Origin of the sequence: uncultured Treponema sp. (assembly GCF_946187725.1) — a bacterium.
In the GTDB taxonomy this organism is placed as follows: Bacteria; Spirochaetota; Spirochaetia; order Treponematales; family Treponemataceae; genus Treponema_D.
Genome location: NZ_CAMHSK010000005.1, coordinates 33,104 through 55,109 on the forward strand (window position 1 = coordinate 33,104; position 22,006 = coordinate 55,109).

The following is a 22,006-nucleotide window of genomic DNA, read 5'->3' on the forward strand; positions in this document are numbered from 1 at the left end:
ATCAACTTTCCATCTTTAGATTTCTATAGATTTTTATCTTTCAATTTTTTACAGTTCTGTGCCGAATTTACGCATTACATGGTCATTTTCGGCGGCATTGATAATCAGAATGATTTTATCACCTGATTCGAGCACAGAATTTCCGCCCGGAATAGAAAATTTCTCTTCACCAGTTTTTTGAACCTGAAGAACGAGGAATTTACCGTTTTCAGCAATGTCTTTAAGAGCCTTTCCTTTTACTTCACTTTCTTCAGGAACAATTATTTCTGCAATTTCAAGCGAACCACCGTTCACCGAATGAATTCCTGTAACACTGTCACCACGAAGATGACTCATAATACTGTCGATTACAGAATCACGGATTGGAACAGCAACTTCGATTCCGATTTTACGGGCAACTTCACCAAAAGCAGAATTTGAAACCAGAGCAATACTGTTTTCAACTCCCAAAGATTCGATATAAGCTGCCATGACCATGTTAAGCTCATAATTCGGAGTGGCACAAATCACAAGGTCAAATTTATCAATTCCCTCTTCTTCAACAAAGCCTTCTTCTGTGACATCTGAACAGAAAACCCTTGTCGTCGGAAACTTTTCGCTCGCAGCCTTTGCATTTGCCTCATTCGAATCAACAATCACAAAATCCTGACTTATTCGCGACTTAAAGCCAAGAATCTTCTTGAAACGGCTCCGACTTTCTCGTTTTATCAGCCTTTCCGCAACAATCATTCCGATTCGGCTTGCACCCACAAGAGCGACTTTTTTTACATCCTTGACCTTTGAACCGCACAAAGCAAGCATCTCAGGCAAATTTTCCCTCTGCATCAGAATTCCAATGCAATCACCGCCATGTAAAATTGTGCCGCCACTCGGAAGCGAAGTCTCGCCGTCACATTCAACATAGGCAACCAAAAAATGTTTTTCGGTCAGTTTACGCATATTCTGCAGGGCAATTCCGTCAAGACGACTGCCTTTTTCGACCGTAACCCTAATCAACTCATAGGGCGAATTATCAAACTGAAGAGAGTCCGTGATTGCACCATGCTCAACAGCCGCAACAATCGCTTCGGCCGCCTCAACATCAGGATGAATCATGTAATCAATTCCGTAAAGATGACGGTTTTCGCTCGAAAGTTTGCTTGCATGTTTTTGACTTGCAGTGCTTGTATTAACATAATAAGCGTAATTTCGTACACGCGCGATTTTAAGGATTTTAGGATAAACGGAATCAACGAGAGAGCAGGTAATCATATTCACTTCATCGTTCGAGGTTACGCACACAAGAGCATCAGCGTCTTCGATTCCAGCCTCTTCAAGCGTATCAAGATTATTTCCGTCAGCCTGGATTACATTACAGTCCAAACGATTTGAAGCATGACGCACTACATCCTCATCATTGTCGATAAGAACGACATCATTTTTTCCATTGATAAGGCGTTTTGCAAGCTGAGTTCCAGTGAACCCGGCTCCCACAATTACGATTTTCATTCTTTCATTCTATCAACTTACAAAAAAATTCTCCACATCCCGAAACCACGCTCCAAAATACTTGCACAAAAACATATTTCACACTAGATTACTAGGTAATATCAAAAATACAGGAGATTCAGCAAATGAAAAAAGTTTCTTCCATTCTAAAAGCATTTTCTTACATCTCTTTGGCAGGTGTTCTTGCACTTTCGCTTTCTGCCTGCACAAAGTCTAAGTCTCAACCCCTGGAACTTCGTGTTTACTCAATCATTCACGATGAAGAAACCGAAGCGCTCACAAAACTTTTTACCGAAAAAACAGGAATCCCTGTCAGTTATCTTAGGGCCACAACAGGTGAACTTGTAAACCGTGTTATCACCGAAAAAAACGATCCGCTCGCAGACATTTTGCTTGGCGGTGCATCAAGCTATCACATTCAGGCAGACAATGAAGGCGCATTGGAAAGCTATGCTTCTCCACTCGCAAAAAATCTTCCGTCCTATGCCGTCGCTCCAGACAACACATGGACAGGATTCTGCGTCCTCACGCTTGGAATCGGCGTGAATGAAAAACGCTTTGCCGAAAAATTCCCAGGCAAGGCTCTTCCAAAAACATGGGAAGATTTGCTCGATCCTGCATTCAAAGGCGAAATCGTCATGACAAATCCAGCAGCTTCAAGTACGGGCTATCTTTTTGTTCAGAATCAACTTCAGCGACTTGGAAGTGAAAAGGGCTGGGATTACCTCGTCTCGCTCACAAAAAATGTCGGTCAGTTCCCGGACTCAGGAAGCGCACCAGCAAAATTGCTCGGCACAGGAGAATATGCCCTCGGAGTTTCATATCTTCATGCACTCGCAAAATACAATGCACAGGGCTTCAATGTAAAACCAATCGCACCTCCTCAGTCAGTTGGTGATGTCGATTGCGTCTCAATCCTTAAAAACACAAAAAATCTCTCGGCTGCCAAAAAATTCATCGATTTTATGCTTTCAGTTGAAGCACAGGAACTTATGAGCCAGTATACTTTCACAACTCCTGTAAATCCCGAAGCAAAGGCTGTCAAAGGCAGCATTCCGATTGCGGACATTGACTTAATCGACTATGATGTACAGAAAGCTTCCGCAGAAAAAAACGATGTTCTTGATAAATGGGTAAAAACTGTTAAATAGTAAGGAGTTCGAAGTGAGGAGTGAGGAGTTAGAACCTGGGCGTTCCCAGCCTTGCGGCAGGTCGGGTGTTTCGCCGTTCCGTGCTAACCGCACTCCATTCGCTTCGCGAACGGCTAACGCCGCGGCTACACCCCCTAACGCGTGGTTTTCCAAAACAAATTTGCTCTATCTTGCCGTAAATTTACTGCTCACGGCATTTGTTGTTTTTCCGCTGGCATGCGTTCTGCTCACACCAAAAGCAAAAGACATTGCCGAAGTCTTTACTTCTTCCGTGTGGCGTGATGCAATGCTCAATACGCTGCTTGAATGTGTCTGTTCAACAACGCTTTCCGTTATTGTCGGCTATCTTTTTGCCTATGCTGTCGTAAAGGCAGACATTCCTTTTAAAAAAATCTTTTCTTTTGTTCCAATTCTTCATTTGATGACACCGCCGTTTGTTGGCGGCCTTTCGTTCATTCTGCTCTTCGGCCGGCAGGGATTTTTTACACACACAGTTTTGGGTCTCGATGTAAGCCTTTATGGATTCTGGGGGCTTTTAATTGCACAGGTTCTTTGCTTCTTTCCGATTGCCTATCTCATGTGCGCACAGGTTTTACAGAGAATCAATCCTTCGCTGGAGCAAGCCGCCCGTGCGATGGGTGCTTCAAAAGCCAGAATTGCACTCACAATAACGCTTCCGCTTTCCCTCAACGGAATTATTTCGGCGGCACTCTTTATCGCGGTATCCGTTCTCAGTGATTTCGGCAATCCGATGATTGTCGCGGGCAGATTCCGCGTTCTGGCAGTCGAAGTATACACGCAGCTGACAGGCTGGGTCAGTGCCGGAAAAAGTGCCGTCCTCGGCTTGATTCTGCTTTTGCCTTCAGTTGTGCTTTTTCTTCTTCAAAACCGCATGATGAAAAAGGAAGGAGCAAAACTTGCAACAGTCGGTTCAAAAGGCGCTCCTCTTCCCGAAAAAAAGTCTTCACCCATCACACGAATTTTGCTCTTCATTTTCTGTGCCGTAATCTCGCTTTTAATTTTATCGCAGTTCGCTTCGATTGTCGCAGGTGCATTTCAAAAAATCTGGGGAATCAACACAGCCTTCACAACATTGCACTTCAAATCAATCAGCCGATTCGCAAATGAGTTGCGAAATTCAATTTTCTTCGCCTTTATTGCCGCAATTTTCAGCACAATTATTGCGCTTCTCTCAACATTCTTCGTCACAAGAACAAGTCTGCCAGCTAAAAAATATCTTGATGTAGTTTGCCAGCTCCCAGCAGCCATTCCCGGCTCACTTTTTGGTCTCGCGCTCTCACTTTCAGCAAACAAGCTTCACATTCACGCCTCTGCAGCTTTGATTATCATCGCAATGACCATCGCTTTCATGCCGTTCTCATACAGAATCATCTCAACAGTCTTTTCTCAGCTCAAAACCTCACTCGATGACGGTTCTCGTTCGCTCGGCGCCACAAAAATGCAGGTACTTACAACCGTGCTGGCCCCATTGAGCACAGGCGGAATTTTTTCTTCTTTTATATATGATTTTGTCCGTGGAGTAGGAACAATCAGCTCAGTAATTTTCCTTGTTTCATTCAAAACACCGCTCGCATCAATCAGAATCTTAAACCTCGCCGAGCAGGGAGAATGGGGAAAAGCCGCAGCCCTTGCAACAATCCTCACAGCACTCACATTCGGCGTGCTCGCATTCGGGAAGGGCGTGTTGAAGTTGAAGGATAGAAAAGGGTAATAAGATAGGAATCTCGAAAGGTTAAATATAGGTCTTGTTATTTATCACTATAATGGTTTTTGCACTGATAAATCCGCACGCAATCACCGTCAATTTTATAAATCAGTCGATTTTTTTCATCAATTTCACGACTCCACAAACCTGAAAGATTGTCTTTAAGCGGTTCAGGATGCCCGATTCCGTTGTTACCATTGCGGTCAATATCTTCAAGAAGTTTATTCAGTTTCTTTAGAGTTCGCTTGTCTTGAGTCTGCCAATACAAATATTGTTCCCAAGCTTCATCTGTCCAAACTTTATTCATGCTTACACCTCAATCAAGTCATGTTTTGTGAATTTCAACTTACCTTCATCATCAAGGCGTTTCAATTCTTCGAGGTGGCGAATATTTTCTTCGTTGTAAAAGTCATCTTTCGCCGTTTTTTTGATTGAAAGATGAGCAGACGGAGAAAGTTTGACTAAACTTTTGATTGCATCGATGAGAGTTTTGTTTGCATTCTGAATTGTTACTGTCGCTGTCATAATTTCTCCTTGATTCTCAGGAATCTTCCCTCAATATAACACGAATGATTTAATCTGTAAACTTTTCTGCTATAAACAAACCTACTTTTCTGATATACTTTTCCGCATGAATGGTCTTGTAATGGAAGGCGGCGCAATGCGTGGAATGTTCACGGCGGGCGTTTGCGATGTTTTGTTGGAAAATGGAATCTCTTTTGACGGTGCTATCGGTGTTTCAGCAGGGGCTACTTTTGGATGCAACTTCAAGTCAAAGCAGATTGGCCGTGCTATCCGATACAACAAAAAATTCTCGCACAACTGGCGTTACTGCTCTTTCCGCTCTCTTATCCTGACTGGTGATTTGTATGGGGCCGAATTTTGTTACGATATTCTTCCAAACCGGCTCGACCTTTTTGACTACGAAACTTACCGTTCAAATCCTCTCAAATTTTATGCTGTTGCCTCGGATTGCAAGACAGGCAAACCTGTTTATAAAGAACTTCCAACCTGTGATAAAACTGATTTGACCTGGATGCGCGCCAGTGCAAGCATGCCTCTTGTGTCTCGTGTTGTCAAAGTTGACGGCTATGAACTTTTAGACGGCGGCATGACTGATTCAATTCCTCTCAAGGCTTTTGAAGACATGGGCTACGAAAAGAATCTTGTCATTCTCACCCAGCCGCGTGAATTCGTAAAAGAGGCAAGTCCTTCCTTAAAATACATGAAATTCTCGCTCCGAAAGTATCCTAAGCTCTATGAAGCAATGCTTCACCGTCACGAAGTTTACAATCAGGAAAAAGCCTATGTTTTCGAGCAGGAGCGGAATGCAAAATGCTTTGTCTTATGCCCGCCAGAACCGCTCGGAATCAGTCGCACTGAAAAGAATCCAAATGAACTTCAACGGGTTTATGATTTGGGTCGGCTTGCTGCACAGGAAAATCTTACAAAGCTCATGGAGTTTTTCAAATGAACGCAAAACTTGAACTAAAAGACCTTTCTTTCTCATTTGGAAACACTGTCGCAGTAGATAAAATCTCTCTTAAAGTTGAAGAAGGCAGTTTCACCACGCTTTTAGGGCCTAGTGGCTGCGGAAAAACCACGCTTCTTCGCTTGATTTCGGGATTTTTGCAGCCGCAGTCCGGCGAAATCCTCATTGACGGCATCAATCAGGCAGGAATCGAAGTAAACGAGCGAAAAGTCGGAATGGTCTTTCAGGATTATGCCCTTTTTCCACACCTTTCGGTCGAACAGAACATCGCTTACGGCCTAAAAATTCAAAAATCGTATTCAAAGAGCGAGATTCAGGATTTCGTTTCAGAGACCGCATATTCACTGGGAATAGAATCCCTGCTTGAACGCTTTCCAAACGAACTTTCCGGCGGACAGCAGCAGCGGGTTGCTCTTGCACGCGCCCTTGTCTTGAAGCCAAAACTCCTTCTGATGGATGAGCCGCTTTCTTCACTAGACACAAAGCTCCGCACAAAAGTCCGTGAAGAGCTTAAAGAAATCCAGCAAAAGCTTAAAATCACCACGATTTATGTCACGCACGATCAAGAAGAAGCCCTCTCTCTTTCAACAAAAATTGCAGTCCTAAACGAAGGAAAACTTCTTCAGGAAGGCAGTCCGCGAGAAATCTACTTTGAGCCTAAAAATCAATTTGTCGCAGATTTTGTCGGCAAGGCAAATTTCATAACTAAAGGCGAACAAAAACTGATGATTCGACCTGAATGGTTTAAAATTGCCCAGGATGCAGTAAAATCAGATCAAAGCCTGATTCCTGCCGATAAAATCTTCATAAACGGCACAATTCTTTCTGAACAGTTTTTGGGCAGCAAAACACGATTCATAATTCAAACGAATTCGACTGAAAGCAAGGAAATCGTCACCGCTGATTTCGACACAATCAGTTCTGAAAACCTGCGTGTCGGAAGCCGAATTTCACTCGAAGTAAACAGATTCTGGGAGTTTTAAGGGAGGCAATAAGAATGAATGTTCTGATTCTGCAACCGCCAATCGCCCAGCTCAACACGGCTTACCCAAGCGGCGCATATCTCTCTGCATTTTTCAAATCTCTTGGCCATAAAACGACATGGCTCGATTTAAACATTTCCCTTTTCTATAAAATTTTTTCACGGCAAGGACTGACCAAGCTTTTTTCACTTTGCTCAGAAAATGCCCTAAATCTTGCTGATAAAGCTGAAAAAACCGGAGACACTGCGACTGCCTTCAATTTGCGGCGTTATATCAGTCAAAAAGATTTGTGGATTCAATGGATAGATTTCATTACCGCGATTTTGCGCCCCGGAAAAAATCACGACCTTTCTTCTGGTTACGAAAATGCACACAGATTCGTTTTCGGTGCCCATGTTCCGCGTGGCTCACGAATGGAATCTTACCTTGAGAATTTAAATCACGATTTGACGACAGATGATGCCCGTTCGCTTGCAAGTTATGCCCTCGCAGATTTGGCAGATTTTATTTCAATCGCCTTCGACAAGAATTTTTCGCTCGTCCGCTATGCCGAAAGCCTTACTGTGAGTGAATCAAGTTTTGCCGAAGTTGCAAAGGGTGCGGATTCCCCGATTATAAAAGAATTTTACGAACCACTGCTACAACAATTAACAATCAGGAATGAGAAATTAGAAATTATTAGTGAGCAAGTAGCAGTAAGCAGTGAGCAGTTAAAATCCCCAGCAAAAACTCTCGTACTTATTTCAATTCCTTTTGCGGGAACTTTTGCGGCGGCTCTTGCAACAGGGCGATTTTTCAAGAAACACTTCGGCGATTCGGTTTATGTCTGTTTTGGCGGCGGATTCGTGAACACGGAACTACGCGACACACAAGAACTCTTGCTGGCCAATTACTGCGATGCAATCAGCTACGACAGGGGATATGCAAGCTATAATAAACTATTGAGTCTGCAAGATGCGGAGCACAAGCACGCACTTCCTATTTTCAAGTTGCGGCAATTCACTCGAAATGAGGTTATTCCGCCGCTTTCTGACGAAAACTCTCCTGAATACCAGGAAGCTCTTCTTGATGAAAAAGATGTTACTTCCTCTTTAATCCCTGATTTTTCAGACATTGATTTTTCGCTTTATCCGCGTCTTATTGATGACACGAACCCGATGCACAGGCTCTGGTCTGACGGTGCATGGATAAAGGCTTACATGGCACACGGATGTTACTGGCACAAATGCGCTTTCTGCGATGTTACGCTGGATTATGTTAAAGGCTACTGTCCGACTAACATCCACGCTCTATATGAAGGCCTGCTTTCTCAGTGCAAGGCAAAAGGCATCTACGGAATCCACTTTGTAGACGAAGCAATGCCGCCCGCCATGATGATTCAGTTTGCCCGCGAGAATATTGCTCACGGCTCGCCGATTACCTGGTGGGGAAATGTACGCTTTGAAAAATCATTTACCCGCGATGTTGCAGATTTTTTGGCTTACGGCGGTTTAATAGGTGTTTCTGCGGGTCTTGAATCAGCAACGGGGAACGGCCTTTCTGCAATCCACAAGGGCACGGACTTGGAATCAATTGTGGCCGCATGCTGTGCTTTCAAGGAAGCCGGTATTCTCGTTCATGCCTACATGATTTACGGCTATTGGTGGGAAAAAGAACAGGATTTAATCAATTCAATGGAAACCCTGCGTCAGTTTTACGCCAACGGACTCTTGGATTCCTGCTTCTGGCACAAATTCGTGCTCACACGACATTCAAGGGTTTACAAGGAATGGAAAGAAGGCAAAATAACTGACCTTAAACCAATTGATCCGCAGGAAAAACAGAACGCACCTCTTTTTGCCAAAAACGGACTTCACTTTGAAGGTGAAAAAAAATCCGAAAAATACGGTAATGCCCTGGACTTCTCTTTGAATCAATGGATGCACGGATGTGACCTGGAAAAGAATGTTCAGAAATGGTTCGATTTTCCTGTTGCAAAACCAAGCGTCAGCAGAGATTTTATCGCCAAACAGATTGAAAAATACGAAGCAAAACGAGACGAAGAATTTAAAAAACCAGTGGTTTCGACAAGCTCAAACAACTCAAAAATTTTCTGGCTCGGCGGAGAAAAAATCCCGCTCGCAAACGGCAAAATCGGCTGGTTTTATATGGGCGAATTTTACACGGCGAAAAAAAATGCCCCGGAATCTGTGTTCCGAGGCAAAGGATTGTGTATTTTACCGTAAAAGTGGCGCCAGCCGTGTAGCCCCGAAGTTGCTTAGTGAGCAAAGCGAACGGTGCAATGAGCGCTAGCGAAGGGCGAAAGGGCGCCAGACAGTTGATTACGCCCTAAAAAATCTTCTCGCCAAGAAGCCTTGCTACAAGTTCAACCGCGAATGCTGCCGTCTGATTCCGTACATCAAGGACAGGATTGACTTCAACAATTTCAGCAGAACGAACCAAGCCTAAATCATACATTTCTTCCATTAAAAGGAGTGCTTCTCGGTTCGACATGCCCGCAGGAAGATGATAGCCTGTTCCAGGTGCATACATCGGATCAAGACAGTCCATATCAAAGCTGACATGAACCGCATCAACTTTTCGCTTGAAGAAACGAAGCACATGACGGACAACCTCGTTGAATCCATGGCGGTCGATATCAGTCATTGTGTAAACCGTAACACCAGCCTCTTTCATCAACTTCCGCTCGCCTTCATCAATGCTTCTAAGACCAACATAGCAGACATTGCGCGGGTCAACTTTTCGTCCTTCAAAGTACAAATTCGTCAAATCAGGAAGACCATAGCCGCAGTTTGCCGACATACATTCACCGTGAATGTTTCCGCTTGGAGAAGTTTCATCGGTATTAAAATCGCCGTGAGCATCAACATAAAGAACACCAAAACGAAGTCCTTTTTTTTGATATGCGGCAGAGAGGCCCGCAACCGAACCTAAAGCAATCGAGTGGTCACCTCCCAAAATAAGCGGGAAATCACCTTCCAGCGCAGCCTTTTCTACTTCTTCAGCAAGCTGAGTGTTTGCCCGTACAATTGGCCCAAGGTACTTTGCCTTTGGATTGCCGACAGACTCGTACTCCTGAGGATTAATTTGCATTGGCGAAAAATAACGCACGGTCTTATGACCAAGACTTTCAAGCCGCTCTTTGATTCCTGCAAGACGAATTGCCGACGGGCCCATATCTGAACCGTGACGGCTTGCACCAAAATCAAGAGGCATTTCAAGAATCCGGATATTCATTTTCTAAAAATCCTATATTCTTGCCAGACCAGCTTTTCTGGCTTCTTCGGCAACAGCTTTTGCTACAGTTGGAGCAACACGCTCATCAAATGCACTTGGAATAACAAGGTCTGGAGAAAGTTCTTCATCACTAATCAATGATGCAAGTCCGCGTGCTGCGGCAATCTTCATTTCTTCGGTGATTTTTCGTGCACGGCAGTCAAGCGCACCGCGGAAAAGCCCTGGGAAAGCAAGAACATTATTGATTTGATTTGGATAGTCGCTTCGACCTGTACCAACGATGTAAGCACCGGCAGCCTTTGCCTTTTCGTAAGTGATTTCTGGCTCAGGATTTGCCATTGGAAGAACGATTGATTTTGGAGCCATTGATTTGACCATTTCTTCGGTGACAACACCAGGAACAGAAACACCGACGAAAATATCTGCACCGACCATAGCTTCTGCAAGAGTCAAGCGCTTGTTTTCAGGATTTGTAAATTCTGTGATTTCTTTTTTGAGGAAGTCGTATTTATCGTAATCTTCTTTGAGGATGATTCCCTTACTTCCGAAAGCGTAGATTTTTTTAATGCCTAATTTGTACAACATCCGCATAATTGATGAACCTGCAGCCCCAACACCTGAAACTACGAGTTTACAATCTTCAGCTTTTTTGCCAGTGAGTTTGAGCGCATTCATGATAGCTGCAGTAACGACAATTGCAGTTCCATGCTGGTCATCGTGGAAAACAGGAATGTCCAAATCACGAATCAAAGCACGCTCGATTTCAACACAGCGAGGAGCAGAAATGTCCTCAAGGTTGATTCCGCCGAAAGTTGGTGCAATCTGCTTGCAGAATTTGATGATTTCCTGAGGGTCTTTTGTATCGATACAGAGAGGAACCGCATCAACTCCACCAAATTTCTTGAAAAGAACACATTTTCCTTCCATTACAGGCAATCCGCCGGCAGGACCAATGTCGCCCAAGCCAAGAACAGCTGTTCCATCCGAAACAACAGCGATAGTGTTTCCCTTCCAGGTGTATTTATATGCGTCATCTGGGTTTTTATGAATCTGACGGCACGGTTCCGCAACGCCAGGAGTATATGCCACGGAGAGGTCATCCCGATTTTCCAAAGGCATCTTCAATTCAGTTGAAATTTTGCCTTTCCATTCTACATGTTTTTCAAGTGCTTTGTCGTATATTGTACTCATAGTGGTCATTATAGTACAAAAACTTTGATTGATAAATGGTTAAAATCGGATATAATTATCAATCATATTGATTTCTTGCAAAAGGGGGCATGTTAATACAATGCAATATTTAGACAAATTGAAGAAAGAGCGCTCTATTGACCGCAAAATTTTCCTTGCCGGTATGGCTCTTGCTTTCATCGGATTCATGATTCCAACAGTTTATGTTAAGGATGAAATCCCTGCCGATAAAGAGCAGGCTGTTACTGCAACTACAAGCTATGACAACTATGAACACGAAGAAATTGATTTTCTGAGCGACAACGAAAGCGATGATTCTGACGACTTGGACTTCGATGATGAAGTTGAGACCAAAACTTACCTCAAAAACATTTTTGGTGCTGCTTCTTACTTAAACCGTGCACCAACTGCCTATAATGCAACTTTCCTTGTAACAGTTTGGCTCTGTACAATTGCAGGAATCGCATTATTTTTCATTACAAAAAGTATCATTGGTGATATAATTGTTACATTGATTGCCCTTGCATTCGGCATTGCTTCTGCAATCGGAACTGCACCGGCTCTCAGTGATGAATTCGGAGCTTACGCTGGTTATTACGAAGAAGCAGTTACTCCTTTCTTCGGATATGCTTCAATCGGAAGCTATCTCGTAGTTATTGGTTTGATTGCCGCTCTCGTTGGCTCAGTACTCGGTGCTGCTCATATCCAGCCAACAAAAAAATAATTTTGTGTATGCCTCCGAAATAATTCAGGAGGCATAATGAAAAAATTCGCTTTAATCATTTCCACATTCGCCCTTGTATCTTTGATTTCATGCGGTTCCACTTCAAGAATTGAACGCTACGAATCAGGGGCGGATGTAAAAGACATTTCCGGTTATTGGAACGAAAATGACATCAAAATGGTGTGCGAAGAGCTGATTTCAAGCTGCATCGCTTCACCACGGGTTCAGGCATTCAAAACAACAAAAAACCGAGCCCCAGTCGCAATCGTAGGAAAAATCTCCAACAAAAGCAGTGAACATATCGATACGGCGATGGTCGCCAAACGCTTCCAGACAGCAATAATCAACAGTGATGTAATGGACTTTGTTGCTGACAGCGAGCAGCGGCTTGAACTTCGTGCAGAAAAGGTTGATCAGGCCGAAAATGCCTACGAAACCGCAAAATCAATCGGAAATGAACTTGCCGCTGATTTCATGCTGCAGGGCACAGTTTATTCTCATGTTGATGAATCAGGAACAGAAGCAGTCCGAACCTATCAGGTTGATGCACAGTTAATCGACATTGAATCAAACAAAATCTTGTGGCAGGGCGAAAAATACCTCAGCAAGTACATCAGAAAGGCTTCACGAAAACTCTAATCATCTATGGGCCTTTCTGCCACAAAACGCCATTCAGAATCGGGCAAAACAAACAATCTGTCTGTGTTCCGAATGGCCTTTTTCGTATTCGTAACATCCTCTTTTTTTATATCATGTGCGTCAACAAAGATGTCCACGAACGATTATCTCTCACATCTGGACGCAGGTGATTACAATCAATGTATTTCTACCCTCGAACGAAAAAATTCAAAAAAAGGAAACTCTGATAAAATCCGCGACAATTTTGACCTCGCGATGATACGGCATTATCAAAAAGACTATAATTCTTCACTTTCAATCTTAAACGAAACAGACCGACTGATGGACGATGCGGTCACAAAAAGCATCACAAGAGGATTTGCCGCAGCTGTCGTAAACGAAAATGCTGAAGAATATCAGGGCACTCCTTACGAGTACATTTACATCAACATATTCAACGCACTCAACTATTATAACATCGGAAACATTGAAGAAGCCGCCGTCGAAGTTCGAAGACTCAATGAAAAGCAGCGAAAATATCTTATAGAATACGGCGAATGGATTAAAAATGATGACAGTCCTATCGAAATAGCAGATACATATCAAAAACTTAATCTCGACACTTCTAAAGTCATCCAGAACACTCCCAAAAAGCCTGATGATTCCGACATTTTCCGGGATTCTGCAACGGCACGCTATCTGAGCATTGTTTTTGGAATGATGGATGACAGCGTAAATAACAGCTGGAATATTGAATCAGATTCGCGGGTTTTGCAAAATCTGAATCCGAATTTCGATACCGCCTCAGAATACCAAATTTCAGACGGAAAAGGCCGTCTTGATATCCTCGCTTTTTCAGGGCTTATCGGCCGAAGAGGGGAAAGAAGACTTGTAATCGGACCATTCCCTGGAATTCAATTCCCGACAAGAAAACATTTTGTTTATGTTCCGCCTTTTGATTTGGAATTCGTCTATCCTGAATTTCCTGCACCACAAACGGTTCTAAAGCCTTTTGTCGCTCCAGTCATTGGCTACGGTCCTTCATTCATGATTTACCCAGGCAAAAACGAAATCATTCAGATGCCACAAAATTCAATCGATTCCGTTCGCATTGTTTTTACAAACGGCAATGCAGGCTCATCAAAAAGCAAAAATCTTACCCTTCTTGAAGATTTTAATTATGCCGTCCGACAGGATGTTAACTCAAAAGCCAGAAAAGCATATTCCCGAAGCGTAAAACGAAGCATTGTAAAGAAATTTGCCGCTATCGCAGGGGGAACAGCCACACTCCTTTTTGCAGAAGATGCCGTAAAAAATGATGAGAATATTCTGACTATTGCGGCCTATGCGACAACCTATCTGACTGCTGCCAAAGCAATCGACCAGATTGATAAAACAGAAACGGCTGATATTCGGCAGGTATACGCGCTTCCCGCACAATCTTATGCCGGTGGAATCGAACTGGATCCAGGAATTTATTCATTTAAAGTACAATATCTTTCAAAAAGTGGTACAATCATAGCAGAAGAAGAATTCAATAATATCGAAGTCAAAAAAGATAAAACTGTATTAGTGGAGTCGTCATGTCAAAAGTAACTTTTTACCCAAAAAACAAGATTAATGCCATTCACTCGTTGCTTTGCAAAAAATTTGTCCGTTCCATGCTGATTTTATGCTCTTCGCTTTCAATGATTTCATGCGCATCAACCGCCAATTCTGAAAAATCCGCAAAATCAGCTCCAGACTGGGTGATTACCGGAAGCTCCGCTTCTTATCCAAAGTCAGCTTACCTCATAGGAATTGGTACCGCAGCTCAAAAGCGTTCCGCACAAATCGATGCTATCAATGAACTGGTCTCCATGTTCGGCCAGAATATTTCTTCCGCAACAAACGCTTCGCATCGTATGGAAATGGCTCAGAGTGCCGGCCTGGTCGCACATTCAGAAGCAGCTGCCCTTGAACAAGACTTGCTCCGAGAAGTCAACCAGAATGATGTGATTGCCGTTGAAATTCCGGAATTCTTTGAATCAAAATCAGAAGGCAAATTCTACGCGCTCGCCGTAATGAGCCGTGAAAAAGGCACTCAAATCTATTCCGGCATGATTGAAAAAAATCAAAATGAAATTTCTTCTATTATAAAGCAGATTTCCAGCGAAAAAGAACCAAACACGCTCTTAAATTTTTCACGCCTTGATTTTGCAGAAGAAGTCGCACAAATAAATGAAGGATACCTCAAAAGACTCGTCGTTCTAAATCCTTCCGCTGCAAAAAAATTTGATTCAATATCAACACCCGTGCAGATTCATAAAATGAAAACCGAAATGGCAGAAAAAATCCCTATCTGCGTAAAATTAAGCAATGAGAGCGAAGATTCAGACGGAAGAGTGACAAAAGCTTTTCAGGAAGTAATGTCATCCTTCGGATTTAACACGACAAACGGCTCAAACGAAAGATATGTAATCGACTGCAAAATACATTTCAATCAAAGTGCAAGCTCAAATGCCCAAACTCAATTCTGCGAATATGCGCTCGAAGCAAGCTTAAACGATACATTTTCCGGCGAAACATTGATTCCTTTGAGCATAACTGGCAGGGAAGGCTCACCAACCTACCAGAATGCCCAGATTCGTGCAAAACAAAAAATCATCGCCCGGATTAAAAGCGATTTTTCGGCAAACTTTCAAAAAAATTTTTTGCAAGATTTTGATTTTGGGTTTACAATAGAATAGTATGCAGAAATTGTACTTGGAAACTCAAAAACTGGACGCGTCTTGCCGTGTTGCTTATGGCATTACTGAAGAAATCATGATGGAAAATGCCGCAATGGCTCTTGAAAATGCCGTGCGTCATCCATATCCTCTTAGCGGCGACCGTAGACAACCGCAAAAAATTCTCATACTTTGCGGTGGAGGCAATAATGGTGCAGACGGTTACACGCTCTCCAGAAAGCTTCGTTTTGACTACGATGTCAGCATAGTTCAATTCCGCGAACCCAAAAGTCCTCTTTGTAAACTCCAGGCAGAACGAGCCGAAAAATGTGGCGTCCGATTCGTCAAGCGCGAAGATTTGTCTTTTTATGATTTAAGATTCACTGATATTATCGTAGACTGCGTTTTCGGAAGCGGTTTCCATGACGACCTTGATGAAAAAACTCAGGGAACACTTGGAGACATGAATGCATGCAAATGTTTCAGAATCGCTTGTGATGTTCCTACAGGTCTGCGTGAAGATGGTACTGTCGCTGACGGTGCTTTCATCGCTGATTTAACAGTCACAATGGGTGCATTAAAAACTTGTCTCTACAGTGACGCAGCAAAAGATTTCGTTGGCGAAATTCAGTGCGCTGAACTTGGCGTAAACCGCCGCCTGTATGAAAACTCAAACAATTCAAATCTCGTCAAAGGAATGCTGCTCGAAGAAAGTGACCTGTTCCTTCCGCATCGTCCATTCTGCAATGTAAACAAAGGCTCATTCGGGCATGTAGCTATTGCCTCTGGTGAAAAACAGGGAGCCGCTGCAATCGCAGGAAGTGCTGCGCTCCGTTTTGGTGCAGGCCTTGTTACTCTCGTTCACAGGCATACATCTAAAAAGGGCCTTGATATTTTCCCGGAACTCATGGTTTCATCCGAAATTCCCGAAAAAACAACGGCAATTGCATTCGGTATGGGGTTAGGTCTAAATGATGAAGCAGCACAGCATTACTTCGACTATATCCTTGAGCACTCAAATATCAAATGCGTAATTGATGCCGATGCCTGCTATGCAAGCGGATTAAAGACTTTCCTCGAAAAGAAAGAAAAAGGCGTTGTCCTCACTCCGCATCCAAAAGAATTTCAGGCAATCCTCAAAAACTGTGATTTGGGTGATTTTACAATCGAAGAATGCATCGTAAACCGCTTAGATTTGCTTGAAAAGTTCTGCCGTAAATTCCCCAAAAAGACAGTCATCCTCAAAGGTGCAAATTCTGTAATCGCACATTTCGATGGATTCAAATACAAGATGTTCATAAATCCGTTTGGAATGCCTTGCCTTGCAAAAGGTGGCAGCGGGGATGTTTTGAGCGGAATGGTTGCAGCGCTGCTTGCTCAGCACAGAAAAACCGTCGATTCTGCAATCACGGCATCACTGGCACATGCACTCGCTTCACACAAAATTAAGTGCGATTTTGCCATGACACCTTATGATTTGATGCTTGCCGTAGCAGAATTATAAACTAACGCCGTTTGCCCTGAGCAATAAAATCCATATGGGCTTTTTCTTTTGCACTAAGCCGCCTTTTTGCCGGTACGACAGTTTTGGCTTTGTTTATGTCAGACTGTCGTACTGAAATCCAGGCTGGAAGGGCAGGGTGCAAATCACCTTTTTCAACATAAGATTTCCATTCAGCTGGCTCCGGAACCTCAAAGCATCTCTTTTGATTTGTGAATGGGTCCGTAAATTCGAGCGTGCGTGCATGCAGACAAAGACGATGAAAATTATCGGTTTTAGCACGGAAATTTTTGTCTCCGGCGAGAGGATATCCTTTTGAAGCAAGATGTGCACGAATCTGGTTTTTCTTTCCTGTATCCAATGAAAGTTCAAAAAGCGTATGTGTCGGTCCGCAAAGAATAGTAGTAAAATGCGTGCGGGCAGGAACAGTTTTCTGTGATTTTTTGCCGTCGTTTAAATCAGATTTGCCAGATTTTTTTTCTGGAACATAACCTACATTATTCGCATTGAAAGCCAAATCATCATCAATCAAACCTGAAACTGGAAGTCTCTTCTTTGGATTTTTGGGATTTTCTGCCACCGCACGATAAAGTCTCTCTGTCACCATGCTGTGCCAGGAATCCATGATTATCTTTTGAGCATTTTCGTTCATTGCAAACATCATGACTCCGCTGGTTTCGCGGTCAAGCCTGTGAACTGCAAAGGGACGGTGTTTTGAAGAATAAGAACCCTTTTTACGCATGATTTCTTCAAGGACACCAAGTACAGATTTTTCGTTTCCATAACTTGGTACGCTGAGAATTCCGACTGGCTTATTGATTACACAAATATTTTCGTCTTCATAGAGAATTTGAATTTTTTCATGCCGTGAATGAGATTCCTGTTTTTTCATGCAGAAAATGATATTGAATATACGGCCGATTGTCAAAACTCCTTTACGCGTGTGCCATCATTTGCTGTCAACAAATTGAGCACATTCATTTAATTGAGAAATCTTCCGAAATATGCTATTCTCGTGCGCGTGGGAACTTTTTTTAACATGAACAAAAAATCTTTTTCGGAGCTAATCCTCCGTTTGTTGCCGGTTTTTCTTCTAACGGCGTTTTTTTTAGCACCTGTCAGTATTGCGCCTCTTAATCTTTACGAAAGTTCTTTTGAAATCATTCTTATTTTTACATTCTGGCTGCCTTTTGATCCAAATTTAACGCTCGACTTTCCTTTCATCAAATATTTTCTTTGGCTTATTTATCTGCTTCCATTCACGGCGATTTTTATAATCATCTCGCTTATCCTCAAAAAGAAAACCCGCATAAATCTCAAAAAATTTTGTTTTCCGCTCACCCTGGCAAGCCTTTCTATCTTCTTATTTTGTGGTGCAATCTGCGTTGCTGCAAATGCCAACTGTTTAGAGTGGTTTTTGAATCTTCCTTTCTATATATATGTTACTTTTGCAATTGCTTTTCTCACACAACTTTCTTTCGTCATTTACGGAATTTACTCTCACCGCCACTCAAATTCTGAATACGAAGAATTTCTCAAAATGCGGGAAAAGGATGCTGAGAAAAATCCTGTTTCCAAAATCTCAATTCTTTTTACAAAAAAAGGCTTTTCCGCTTTTCATAAGCACTTTAAGAACCGAGTACGACGGCTTTCAATCAAAACGAAATTCACATTTGTAATCATTGGCACGATTATCGTAATCTTGCTTGCCTTCATGTTCCTGATTCTCGGAAGCTATAAAAAAATGTTCACTGAAGCGGTAAGTGATGTCGGAAGAACTCAGGCGGAACAGACTGCCGCAGTTTATGATTCTGCTGACGGAGAAAACGAAAAAATCGCGGCCTTTTTTGCCGAACAAAGCGAAACAAACAAATACGCTGAAACACCTTTTGAACGAATTGACATAATCATAACAAGAGACAAAGAAGCGAGCGTTTATCTTGAAAACTGGGAAAATACCACTGAGCTGCCCGAATTCACTATTCTTGCTTACACAACAACAAGTCCAAAAAAAATAGACGAATCTGAAAAATCTCTTTCAACAGAACAGGTTGTTGATTATCTGAAAAGATACAAAACCGGCGCATATAGAACGAGCTATGTCTTCAATAAGGCAAACAAAACCTGTAAGTACATTTATCCTGTCTCATTCGCTAGAAAAGAGGGGCGAAAACTGGTGGGCTTCTCAATCGTCACTTATAAGCAGCAGGTTCTCATGCGGCAATATTTCCGCACCAAAATTTTCGTATTCACAATTATTTCGGCATTCCTCTATCTTTCGATAATTTTTTCAATTTTGCTTGCCGATTTCATATTCAATCCTTTGCTTTTCCTGCGAAAGAATGTTCGGAAAACTTCCCGTTCAATAGAAAAAATCATGGGCGGCTCGGCAAAAAACGCTTCCAACGCACTCGTATTTTCTGACACAATCAAAACAAATGATGAAATCAAGGATTTATCGCTCGAAATCCGTGAAATGGTCGACCTAATCCGTGGAATCATGCCATACATCTCATTTTCTACGCTTCAACATGCTGAAAAAGTTGGCAGCGGAGACGAAAGGGGTTCTATTTCACGCGATTTGTGTTTCCTTTTCACAGACATCCGTGGTTTTACTTCACTATGCGAAGGTTTGGAGCCAAAACAGGTAGTTGAAATCCTTAACCGTTATCTCGAAATCGAAACAAAGATTATCCTTGATAACGGCGGTGATGTAGACAAATTTGTCGGCGATGAAATGATGGCTTTTTTCTCTGGTCCAAGAAAAGAAATCAATGCCTGCAAAGCAGCGATGGAAATTCGTTCTGCAATGCGGGAAGAACAAAAAAGAGCCATGGAAAACGGCACAGCTTATGTCACAATCGGAATTGGAATCAACACAGGAAAAGTAACCTTCGGACCTGTTGGAGCAAGCACTCGCAGAGACTTTACTTCAATCGGCGATGTCGTAAATCTGGCAGCACGGCTTGAAAGTGCAAACAAAGCTTACGGCTCAAAATCTATCATCTCGGATGCGGTTTACCAAAAATTGCGAAACCAGTTCATCTGCCGGGAGCTGGATTTCATCACGGTAAAAGGAAAAACTGAACCTGTCAGAATTTATGAAATTCTTCAGCAAAAGTCTCGCGCTTCCAAAAACAAGGCAGATCAAAAATTGCTTGAAATTAAGGAACTGTTTGAAAACGGGCTTCAAGCCTACAGAGAGCAAAAATGGACAGAAAGTGAAAAATTCTTCGGTGAATGTGCAGGAAAATATAATGATTTGCCGTCAATTGTGTTCCTGGACAGAATAAACCATTTTAAAAGCAATCCGCCACAGAAAAACTGGGACGGAGTGTTTAAAATGAGTGTCAAATAGAATCAGGAAGATTGCTTTCTTCGGTTAAAAATCAATCTTCCAGCTGTATTCTTTTTCAGCGGTAAGAAGTTCGCCAAGCGTGACCGTTTCTTTTAGTTTCCGTTTTCCGTCTGGGCTTGAAAGGTTTATGGTAAGTTTCCCTTCGACAATTTCATCAGCAAAAGTCGGACCGTACATTGATGCAAGCAATTCCCTGTATTCTGCAGCAGTCATTTTTTCACCAAGAAGAGCAGGAATCATCATCAAATCAAGGTAAGATTTTGCATCCTCGCTCAAAAAATCATAAAAGGTTGTAATTTGCTTCGGACCAATCGTAACCGTAAGCGATTTTTCTGTCTTTGTGACCAAGCCGGCCATAGAAATCTGATGCTCCGAAAGCGAAGGGAGCAAACCTGTTGCCGCGATTTCCGTGGGCTTGGGCAGAGAAGCACTTGTATTTTTTGCGCCAGCCGAATTTAAAACAGCAATTACATCATCCTTGTTAAAAAGAGGTGCGTTAGGGTCTGCACCTGTCAAAGTTTGAAGTGTTTTTGCAGTTAAATCAGAAAAACCTGTAGAAAAAAAAATTGTTGCTTCATCGCCATTGCCTGCCTTTACAGAAATTTGAGGCAAGCACGAGGTAAACAGCAATGAAAGCGAAAACAAGGCAATTGGGAGTGATTTTCTTATCATTTTCATATTATAAAACATTTTTGAGCGGAAGAGTTACACGAATTCCAGAGGCAAAGGTTAAACCGGCAGGTATTGATTTTGAAAAAGTGAGCGCACTTCCATCAGTGTCATTGAAGACCGTGTAATGAATATCCTGAACCAAAGACAAAGATGTTTTTCCGACCTTCAAATCCGGCGTACTGAAACAAGCACCGATGATTCCAGGAAAGAATGAATTCTTAATTTTGTAGGTAGATTTTCCAGGAAGAGTAGGGGAGCCAAAAGAGACTACCGGACCTGCAAAAACCCTGAAAAATTCATTCAAAGTCAAAGAAAGCACCATCGGAATCTGAAAATTTTTCGTGCCGTAATCATAGCGGAAATATGTTCCAAATCCAGGCTGAATTGTCTGCCCCGCATATCTTGCATGAACCATAAAATCAAATCCACGGCTGTTAAGACGGAAATACTCAGGCGTAAAAAAGCTCCAGTCCAAAGAAACAGATGTATCAACAACAAGGGATTTCAGGAATGAATCATTTGAAGAACGGACATATTTCGTTCCTGAATTCGTTGTAGAATTGGTATTATTTTTTGCAATTACGCGTTCAGGATAGCTTTTTGGGTCTGAATCTGCAAGCAAATCAGACTTTGAAGCCGGAAGATAACGGCGCGTACAGAAATAATGAGATTTCCAGTATGATTCTTTTAAAGAAGAAATTATGACACCTGTATTCGGGCCATCGCTCACCGCATGAATAAACTGAGAATTCCCGATATAAAGTCCGACATGAGAAATATCACCGCTGGTCGTTGTTTTAAAAAAGACTAAATCGCCTGCTTCCCGCGTATTTGCGTCTATTTCCTTACAATAATTGTAAATAGCTTTCGTTGTACGCGGCAACTGATGTCCGATTGCTTCCCTCGAAACAGTAAAAATCAAACCCGAACAGTCAAAAGAATTCGGTCCGATTCCCCCGGAAACATAAGGCTTACCGATGAACTTCTTTGAATATTCAACAAGTTTTTGCCGTGCAATTGCGGCTTCACTTGGCGACATGGAAACTTCATTCTGTGCACACAACTGGGGAACAATCAAAACGAATAAAAAAAATGCAAAAGTGTAAAATATGGCTTTTCTTGTGCTCATGCTTTTATTATCGGAAGAAAAATATACG

Annotated in this window: 19 protein-coding genes; 11 read left to right on the forward strand and 8 right to left on the reverse strand. The window is 42.4% G+C overall.

The window, feature by feature from the left end; all coding sequences use genetic code 11:
- Positions 1 to 48: 48 nt before the first annotated feature.
- Positions 49 to 1,488 carry an NAD-binding protein gene (locus tag Q0Q74_RS03300; RefSeq protein ID WP_294428478.1) on the reverse strand — a complete coding sequence of 480 codons (1,440 nt, stop codon included), beginning with the start codon at positions 1,486 to 1,488 and terminating at the stop codon, positions 49 to 51.
- 125 nt (positions 1,489 to 1,613) lie between these two features.
- Here Q0Q74_RS03300 and Q0Q74_RS03305 point away from each other — a divergent pair, with 125 nt between their 5' ends.
- Positions 1,614 to 2,639 (forward strand): ABC transporter substrate-binding protein, encoded by a 1,026-nt coding sequence (locus tag Q0Q74_RS03305; protein WP_294428480.1) that lies wholly within the window; start codon positions 1,614 to 1,616, stop codon positions 2,637 to 2,639.
- Positions 2,640 to 2,652: 13 nt separating this feature from the next.
- On the forward strand, positions 2,653 to 4,371 hold the full coding sequence (locus Q0Q74_RS03310) for an iron ABC transporter permease (RefSeq protein ID WP_294428481.1): 1,719 nt from the start codon (positions 2,653 to 2,655) through the stop codon (positions 4,369 to 4,371).
- 37 nt (positions 4,372 to 4,408) lie between these two features.
- Here the strand turns inward: Q0Q74_RS03310 and Q0Q74_RS03315 are convergent, their stop codons facing one another.
- Positions 4,409 to 4,672 (reverse strand): Txe/YoeB family addiction module toxin, encoded by a 264-nt coding sequence (locus Q0Q74_RS03315; RefSeq protein ID WP_294428482.1) that lies wholly within the window; start codon positions 4,670 to 4,672, stop codon positions 4,409 to 4,411.
- Between the two features lie 2 nt (positions 4,673 to 4,674).
- Positions 4,675 to 4,890, reverse strand: coding sequence for a hypothetical protein (locus Q0Q74_RS03320; RefSeq protein WP_294428484.1), 216 nt, complete (start codon positions 4,888 to 4,890; stop codon positions 4,675 to 4,677).
- Between the two features lie 106 nt (positions 4,891 to 4,996).
- Here Q0Q74_RS03320 and Q0Q74_RS03325 point away from each other — a divergent pair, with 106 nt between their 5' ends.
- Genes Q0Q74_RS03325 through Q0Q74_RS03335 form a run of 3 tightly spaced genes read left to right on the forward strand, consistent with a single transcriptional unit; the run spans position 4,997 to position 9,065 of the window.
- Positions 4,997 to 5,839: a patatin family protein gene (locus Q0Q74_RS03325; protein ID WP_294428486.1), complete on the forward strand. Its 843-nt coding sequence runs from the start codon at positions 4,997 to 4,999 to the stop codon at positions 5,837 to 5,839.
- Entirely contained in the window at positions 5,836 to 6,840 is a 1,005-nt protein-coding gene (locus Q0Q74_RS03330) for an ABC transporter ATP-binding protein (protein WP_294428487.1), read from the forward strand. The genes Q0Q74_RS03325 and Q0Q74_RS03330 overlap by 4 nt, the downstream gene beginning before the upstream one ends.
- A 14-nt stretch (positions 6,841 to 6,854) precedes the next feature.
- Entirely contained in the window at positions 6,855 to 9,065 is a 2,211-nt protein-coding gene (locus tag Q0Q74_RS03335) for a radical SAM protein (protein WP_294428488.1), read from the forward strand.
- 103 nt (positions 9,066 to 9,168) lie between these two features.
- Here Q0Q74_RS03335 and rocF read toward each other — a convergent pair whose 3' ends face one another.
- Positions 9,169 to 10,077 (reverse strand): arginase, encoded by a 909-nt coding sequence (gene rocF, locus Q0Q74_RS03340; protein ID WP_294428489.1) that lies wholly within the window; start codon positions 10,075 to 10,077, stop codon positions 9,169 to 9,171.
- A 12-nt stretch (positions 10,078 to 10,089) separates the two neighbouring features.
- Positions 10,090 to 11,268 (reverse strand): NADP-dependent malic enzyme, encoded by a 1,179-nt coding sequence (locus Q0Q74_RS03345; protein WP_294428490.1) that lies wholly within the window; start codon positions 11,266 to 11,268, stop codon positions 10,090 to 10,092.
- A gap of 100 nt (positions 11,269 to 11,368) precedes the next feature.
- On the opposite strand from Q0Q74_RS03345, the gene Q0Q74_RS03350 reads away from it, so the two are divergent.
- Genes Q0Q74_RS03350 through Q0Q74_RS03370 form a run of 5 tightly spaced genes read left to right on the forward strand, consistent with a single transcriptional unit; the run spans position 11,369 to position 16,822 of the window.
- On the forward strand, positions 11,369 to 11,992 hold the full coding sequence (locus Q0Q74_RS03350) for a hypothetical protein (protein ID WP_294428491.1): 624 nt from the start codon (positions 11,369 to 11,371) through the stop codon (positions 11,990 to 11,992).
- Positions 11,993 to 12,028: 36 nt separating this feature from the next.
- Positions 12,029 to 12,631 (forward strand): penicillin-binding protein activator LpoB, encoded by a 603-nt coding sequence (locus Q0Q74_RS03355; RefSeq protein ID WP_294428493.1) that lies wholly within the window; start codon positions 12,029 to 12,031, stop codon positions 12,629 to 12,631.
- A gap of 6 nt (positions 12,632 to 12,637) precedes the next feature.
- Positions 12,638 to 14,206 (forward strand): hypothetical protein, encoded by a 1,569-nt coding sequence (locus Q0Q74_RS03360; RefSeq protein WP_294428494.1) that lies wholly within the window; start codon positions 12,638 to 12,640, stop codon positions 14,204 to 14,206.
- Positions 14,194 to 15,339: an LPP20 family lipoprotein gene (locus tag Q0Q74_RS03365; protein ID WP_294428496.1), complete on the forward strand. Its 1,146-nt coding sequence runs from the start codon at positions 14,194 to 14,196 to the stop codon at positions 15,337 to 15,339. Before Q0Q74_RS03360 ends, Q0Q74_RS03365 begins: the two co-directional genes overlap by 13 nt.
- A 1-nt stretch (position 15,340) precedes the next feature.
- On the forward strand, positions 15,341 to 16,822 hold the full coding sequence (locus Q0Q74_RS03370; RefSeq protein ID WP_294428497.1) for an NAD(P)H-hydrate dehydratase: 1,482 nt from the start codon (positions 15,341 to 15,343) through the stop codon (positions 16,820 to 16,822).
- Between the two features lies 1 nt (position 16,823).
- On the opposite strand, the gene Q0Q74_RS03375 is transcribed toward Q0Q74_RS03370, so the two are convergent.
- Positions 16,824 to 17,711, reverse strand: a complete 888-nt coding sequence (locus tag Q0Q74_RS03375; RefSeq protein ID WP_294428499.1) for an RluA family pseudouridine synthase — start codon at positions 17,709 to 17,711, stop codon at positions 16,824 to 16,826.
- Between the two features lie 129 nt (positions 17,712 to 17,840).
- Here Q0Q74_RS03375 and Q0Q74_RS03380 point away from each other — a divergent pair, with 129 nt between their 5' ends.
- Positions 17,841 to 20,177 carry an adenylate/guanylate cyclase domain-containing protein gene (locus tag Q0Q74_RS03380; protein WP_294428502.1) on the forward strand — a complete coding sequence of 779 codons (2,337 nt, stop codon included), beginning with the start codon at positions 17,841 to 17,843 and terminating at the stop codon, positions 20,175 to 20,177.
- A 24-nt stretch (positions 20,178 to 20,201) separates the two neighbouring features.
- Here Q0Q74_RS03380 and Q0Q74_RS03385 read toward each other — a convergent pair whose 3' ends face one another.
- Positions 20,202 to 20,849: a hypothetical protein gene (locus tag Q0Q74_RS03385; protein ID WP_294428503.1), complete on the reverse strand. Its 648-nt coding sequence runs from the start codon at positions 20,847 to 20,849 to the stop codon at positions 20,202 to 20,204.
- A gap of 7 nt (positions 20,850 to 20,856) precedes the next feature.
- The gene (locus tag Q0Q74_RS03390; RefSeq protein WP_294428505.1) at positions 20,857 to 21,978 is read right to left on the reverse strand and encodes a C40 family peptidase; all 1,122 of its coding nucleotides are present in this window, start codon (positions 21,976 to 21,978) and stop codon (positions 20,857 to 20,859) included.
- Between the last annotated feature and the right edge of the window lie 28 nt (positions 21,979 to 22,006).